We start from the raw sequence: 6,078 nt of genomic DNA on the forward strand, positions 1-6,078 counted from the left end.
AACTCACCTGCAGACAATCTGAACATTACCCTGGCCTATGGCGGTTCCACTCAGTTCGGTGGAGAGTTCTCGCCGAATTTCACGCAAACCGGATATCCCACAGGGGAGTACGCGGGGATGTCGATAGCTGCAGATGGCTCCATCATGGCCAACTACACCAATGGTGAATCGCAAGCCATGGGTTACGTGGCTTTGGCGGATTTCAACAATTTGCAAGGCTTGCAGCCAGTGGGCGGAAATGCCTGGGCGGAAACCGGCGCATCGGGCGGTCCGGTAGTAGGACGCCCGGGAACCAACGGCCTGGCAACCTTGCAGGGACAATCGGTTGAAGAATCGAACGTCGACATGAGCCAGGAGCTGGTCAATATGATTATTGCCCAGCGTACCTATCAGGCTAATGCGCAAACCATCAAGACTCAGGATCAGGTGCTTCAGACCCTGATCACCATGCGTTAAAGACGGATATGGATCGTCTCGTCTACACAGCGGTCAACGGTGCCAACCGCGTGCTTGACCAGCAGGCGGTGTTGACCAACAACCTGGCCAACGTTGGCACGGCGGGTTTTCGCGAGCAACTGATCAATTACCGGTCAGTTCCGGTCATGGCCGAGCAGGGCCTTCCGACGCGAGTATCTACAGTAGCCACGACACCTGGAAGCAATATGCGCCCGGGCATCATGACCGAGACGGGTCGTGCACTGGACGTCGCCATTACAGGCGATGGCTGGTTCAGTGTGCAGACCCCGAACGGTGAAGCGTTTACCCGGGCCGGCGAGTTCAGTATCAATACTGAAGGCATGCTTGTGAACCGGGATGGCTATCTCGTGATGTCGGCCGACAACGTGCCTATCCAGATCCCCGATCGCGGCATTGTGACGATCACGGGGGACGGCACGATTACCGCAATTGGTGCCGGCGACAACCCAAATGACATTCAAAACGTGGCACAGCTCAAGCTGAGCAAACCACAGGAGAACGCGCTGATTCGTGGGGCCGATGGTTACTTTCGCGCGAATCCGGACATCGAGCCTTTTGTCCCGGCTAATCCCGATGTGCGGGTGGTTTCGGGCTACATCGAAAACAGCAACGTCAGCGCCGCTGAAACCATGGTTGCCCTGATCGAAAACGCCCGACGCTTTGAAATGCAGATGAAAGTCATCCGGGACGCCAGCAGTATCGCCCAGGACGCCAACTCCATACTGTCCGCCGGGAACTGAATTTAATCGGGATGCGCCAGTGCGCGCCAACAAGGAAATGCAATGATACGATCGCTTTGGACTGCCAAAACCGGCCTGGAGTCGCAACAGACCCAGATGGACGTGATTTCGAACAACCTGGCCAACGTCAATACCGCAGGTTTCAAGCGTAGTCGAGCCGTGTTCGAAGACTTGATGTACCAGACCATCCGGCAACCCGGTGCTCAGGTGGGTGCGGCCAACCAGTTGCCTTCCGGTTTGCAGGTAGGTACGGGAACCCGGGTGGTCGCTACCGAGCGCGTCCACACGCAAGGCAATCTTCAAAACACTGGCAATTCTCTGGATATTGCCATTCAGGGCCGCGGCTTTTTGCAAGTTGAAATGCCTGACGGCACGTTCGCGTACACGCGAGACGGAAGCTTGCAGGTCGATCAGAATGGGCAGCTTGTCACGGCTGGCGGATACCCGATCCAGCCTCCTATCAACATTCCCGACAATGCACTGAGCATCACTATCGCGCGTGATGGAACGGTATCGGTCACCCAGCCCGGCGCAATAGGCACCAGCGTGCAGGTCGGCGAATTGCAACTGAGCACGTTCATCAATCCTACTGGCCTTCAGAGCATCGGAGAAAACCTGTACGTGGAAACGGATTCGTCGGGCCCGGCAAACTTTGCGGCTCCGGGGCTGGACGGTGCCGGCCTGGTGCTGCAGAACTACGTGGAAACCTCGAACGTCAATGTCGCCGAAGAGCTTGTCAACATGATCACCACTCAGCGTGCTTACGAGATGAACAGCAAGGCGATCCAGACCTCCGACCAGATGCTGGCGCGTCTGACCCAGATCTGATCCGCTGCGCTTCAAAACACCATGCGCAATGTCTTACGTCTTTTCATTAGCAGCCTGATTGCGCTTTTGGCAACGGGCTGCGCCATGATTCCACCCGAACCCGTGGTGACGGGGCCCTTGACGGCGCCCCCACCTCCGGTGGCGCAGACCCCGGCCCCGCTCGCCAACGGAGCCATCTACCAGCCCACTGCCTATGGCAACTATCCCTTGTTCGAGGACAGGCGACCGCGCAATGTGGGCGATATCGTAACCGTCGTCATTCAGGAGCGCACCAATGCATCCAAGAATGTCGCGACGTCGTCGAATCGCAGCGGTAGCGCAAGCCTCGGGCTGGACGTCGTACCGTCGTTCTTTCCTCCCGGTCTAGGTCCGCAACAGGGCTTTGATATGGGCGGCGGCAATGCTGCCGAGGGCACGGGCTCAAGTCGCGCAGACAATATGTTCAACGGCACTCTGACCACCACCGTGATCGGCGTACTGCCCAATGGCAACTTGCAGATTGCAGGCGAGAAGCAAATTGCCATCAACCGGGGCAGCGAACATATCCGCTTCTCGGGTGTGGTGGACCCTCGTTCGATTTCCGGTTCCAACACCGTATCTTCGACCCAGGTGGCAGACGCCCGAATCGAGTTTCGTAGCAAGGGGCGCATGGACGAGGTGCAGACCATGGGTTGGTTGCAGCGGTTTTTCCTGAATATTTCACCCTTCTGAGGACGGCTGTGCCGCGTAGATTCAACTTCCTTTCCGCTACTTTTAACTGGACAAGAGCACTGCTTTGCGGCCTGTGTCTCTTGGCCGGCTTCCTGCCGGTGTCGTCGGCCTGGGCAGACCGCATCAAGGACCTGGCCTCGATTCAAGGTGTACGCGCCAACCAGTTGATCGGATACGGTCTGGTCGTGGGTCTGGATGGAAGCGGTGATCAGGTGCGTCAATCGCCCTTTACTCAGCAGAGCCTCACAAACATGCTTTCGCAACTGGGTGTCACGGTGCCCCAGGGTACCAATATGCAGGTCCGAAACGTGGCCGCTGTCATGGTGACTGCCCGATTGCCGGCCTTTGCACGTCCTGGACAAACAGTGGATGTGGTGGTTTCTTCGATGGGCAATGCGAAGAGCCTTCGTGGAGGCACCTTGTTGATGACTCCGCTCAAGGGTGCGGATGGTCAGGTCTACGCCCTGGCGCAAGGCAACTTGCTGGTGGGCGGTGCCGGCGCACAGGCCGGGGGTTCCAGCGTGCAGGTAAATCAGCTCAATGGCGGAATCATATCCAACGGAGCGATTATCGAGCGGGCTGTTCCGACCACATTTGCCCACGATGGGCTCATCAACCTTGAGCTGAACACGTCCGACTTCAGCGTGACGGATAGTGTGGTGGCTGCATTGAATCGCGAATTTGGTCCAGGCACCGCAAGCGCTCTCGATGCCAGATTGGTGCAATTGCGTGGTCCACGCGACCCCGCTGCCCAGACCCGCTTTCTGTCGAGAGTGGAGAATGTTCAGGTCAAACTGCCGCCTGCCCGGGCGAAAGTCATTGTCAATGCGCGTACCGGCTCGGTCGTCATGAATCGGACGGTCACTATTGAAGAAGCGGCCATTGCATACGGAAACCTTTCGGTTGTGATCAGTGGTCAGCAGCAGGTCAGTCAGCCTGACACTCCCTTTGGTGGCGGGCAAACGGTAGTCACCGAGAACACGCAGATCGAGATGCGTTCTGATTCCGGCTCCATTCACCGGGTACAGACAAGCGCGAATCTTGCCGATGTGGTCCAGGCGCTGAACGCCTTGGGCGCCACGCCACAAGACTTGCTTTCCATCCTGCAAACTTTGAAGAGTGCCGGCGCCTTGCGCGCTGATCTGGAAATCATATAGGCGGTCATCATGAGTTTTGTCCGGTATATTCCCAGGCCCGTCGACAGCCCGCGGGCGGCGTTCGATACCCAGGCTCTGGCGCGTCTGCAAAGGGATGTCGCCCGGTCCGGCGGTACGGGTGATCAGCAGAAGGAAGTGGCGCGACAGTTTGAGGCCCTGTTTCTGCAACAGTTCATCAAGCAGGCCCGCGAGGCGTCAAGCGGAGTCCAGGGCCTGTTCCAGAGCGATCAGACCCGCATGGCCCAAAGCATGTATGACGAGCAGATCGCCATGCAGCTTGCCAACCCGGGCATGGGGCTGGCACAGGCACTGCTTGATCAGATGCAGGCCGGCAGCGATAAAGACCGGACCATCCACCTGACTTCCGGGCAACCACCCGAGCTGGCGCAATCTCGCGACCCGGCGCTGAAGTCGCGAATCGGTCCTGATCGTCCTCAACATGCGTCGTCCATTTCGGCATTGATCGAAATGCTGTCCGAAACGGCGGTTGGCCGGGCAGCGGGCGCTGTCGTGTCCGCCATCCGGGGCGCACCTCAACATGTCGAGCAGTTCGTGTCTCGCATGACGCACGCTGCGCGGCAGGCTTCAGCAGAAAGTGGAGTGCCCGCGGAATTGATCCTGAGCCAGGCGGCGCTGGAATCGGGCTGGGGCAAGCGCGAGATTCGTGGTGACGATGGCACGCCCAGCTACAACCTTTTCGGCATCAAGGCATCCCCCAACTGGAAGGGCAAGGTCGTCCATGTGATGACCACCGAGTATGAGGACGGGGTGGCGCGCAAAGTGATGCAGCCGTTTCGTGCCTACGATTCGTATGCGGAGTCGTTTGCTGACTACGCCCGGCTGATCAGTCGCAATGAACGTTACAGCGAAGTGGTACAGGCTCCCACGCCTCAAGAAGCCGCACGCAGCATCCAGCGCGCCGGTTACGCTACCGATCCGTCCTATGCGGACAAGCTGATTGCGATCATGGGGTACTTCGATAGCCGCAGGGCCTAGGGCGGGTAGCCGGCCAATTTCCGAACTGCCGCGTGGACGCTGTGTTCCGGATTAAACAAAGCACGTTTCCTGCCGTATAACTAGCATAGAAGTCATGCCTGCATCGTCTGTTACGGGCATCAGCAAACCAACAGCGGAATCACAATGAATCTTGCGAATCTTGGTCTTTCGGGTCTGGCCGCCGCGACGGCCCGCTTACAGACCACCGGACACAACATCAACAACGCCGCTACCGAAGGCTACAACCGCCAGACCGTCGTCGTGTCTACTGCAGGTGGCCGGAACATGGGATACGGCTTTATCGGGCAGGGCGTACGTACCGACAGCGTCGAGCGCTCGTACAACAATTTCTTGTATCGCCAGCTCGTCAACGCTCAGTCCACCGGAGCTTCGTTGGTGTCCTACGGCAATGAAATCACCCAGATCAATAATCTGTTCGGTGACCGCAGCGTTGGTGTCAGCCCGGCATTGCAAAAGTTCTTTGATGGTATCCAGGCGGTGGCGTCATCGCCGGCAGACCCCGCAGCGCGCCAAGAGCTTCTAGGTCGTGCCGCCAGTCTGGTAGGCCAAATCAACGATGCAAATGGCTTTCTCGACTCGCAGCGTCAAAACATCAATACCCAGATCTCGACGGTGGTGACGCAGATCAACAGTCACGTTGAACGCATTCGCGATCTCAACCAGCAAATCGTCATCGCCAAGGCTTCCAGTTCGGGTCAGCCACCCAATGATCTGCTCGATCAGCGCGAACAGGTGCTTTCCGAACTGAACCAGCTTGCCGGCGTGCGTGTCATCGAGCAGGATGGCAGCTTCAATATCACCATTGGCAATGGCCAGGTATTGCTGGGCGGCGATACGGTGTTTCCGCTACAGGCCATTCCCTCAGCTGACGATCCCACCCGTATAGTTGTTGCGTATAGTGCTCCGGTAGGGGCCGGCCGAACCACGCTGGTCGAAATGCCCGATGCTTCCATTAAAGGAGGCAGCCTGGGCGGACTGCTGCAGTATCGCAGCGAGGCACTGGATTCGGTTCAGAACGACCTGGGCCGTCTGGCGGCCGGTCTGGCCATGTCAGTCAACGTAATTCATCGAGACGGATTCGACGTCAACGGCAATCCGGGCCAGGATTTCTTTTCGCTGGGTGACCCGAAGATCATCGAATCAGCGGG

7 protein-coding genes are annotated in these 6,078 nt (G+C 58.2%); all 7 read left to right on the forward strand.

Going from position 1 to position 6,078, the window contains the following annotated elements; translation table 11 throughout:
• The coding region (locus Q1J88_RS12610; RefSeq protein ID WP_301118077.1) for a flagellar hook-basal body complex protein at positions 1 to 456 on the forward strand (456 nt) is incomplete at its 5' end.
• A gap of 8 nt (positions 457 to 464) precedes the next feature.
• Complete coding sequence (locus Q1J88_RS12615; protein WP_301118078.1) at positions 465 to 1,217, forward strand: flagellar basal body rod protein FlgF; 753 nt, start codon at positions 465 to 467, stop codon at positions 1,215 to 1,217.
• Positions 1,218 to 1,259: 42 nt separating this feature from the next.
• A complete protein-coding gene (gene flgG, locus Q1J88_RS12620) occupies positions 1,260 to 2,045 on the forward strand; it encodes a flagellar basal-body rod protein FlgG (protein ID WP_301118079.1) in 786 nt (261 codons plus the stop codon).
• 21 nt (positions 2,046 to 2,066) lie between these two features.
• On the forward strand, positions 2,067 to 2,756 hold the full coding sequence (locus Q1J88_RS12625) for a flagellar basal body L-ring protein FlgH (protein WP_301118080.1): 690 nt from the start codon (positions 2,067 to 2,069) through the stop codon (positions 2,754 to 2,756).
• A 71-nt stretch (positions 2,757 to 2,827) separates the two neighbouring features.
• A complete protein-coding gene (locus Q1J88_RS12630) occupies positions 2,828 to 3,913 on the forward strand; it encodes a flagellar basal body P-ring protein FlgI (protein WP_301118084.1) in 1,086 nt (361 codons plus the stop codon).
• A gap of 9 nt (positions 3,914 to 3,922) precedes the next feature.
• Entirely contained in the window at positions 3,923 to 4,909 is a 987-nt protein-coding gene (gene flgJ, locus Q1J88_RS12635; RefSeq protein WP_301118081.1) for a flagellar assembly peptidoglycan hydrolase FlgJ, read from the forward strand.
• Positions 4,910 to 5,053: 144 nt separating this feature from the next.
• Positions 5,054 to 6,078 (forward strand): flagellar hook-associated protein FlgK (gene flgK / locus Q1J88_RS12640; RefSeq protein ID WP_301118083.1); only part of this gene is annotated, 1,025 nt, incomplete at its 3' end.

Origin of the sequence: Pusillimonas sp. (assembly GCF_029263785.1) — a bacterium.
In the GTDB taxonomy this organism is placed as follows: domain Bacteria; phylum Pseudomonadota; class Gammaproteobacteria; order Burkholderiales; family Burkholderiaceae_B; genus Pusillimonas.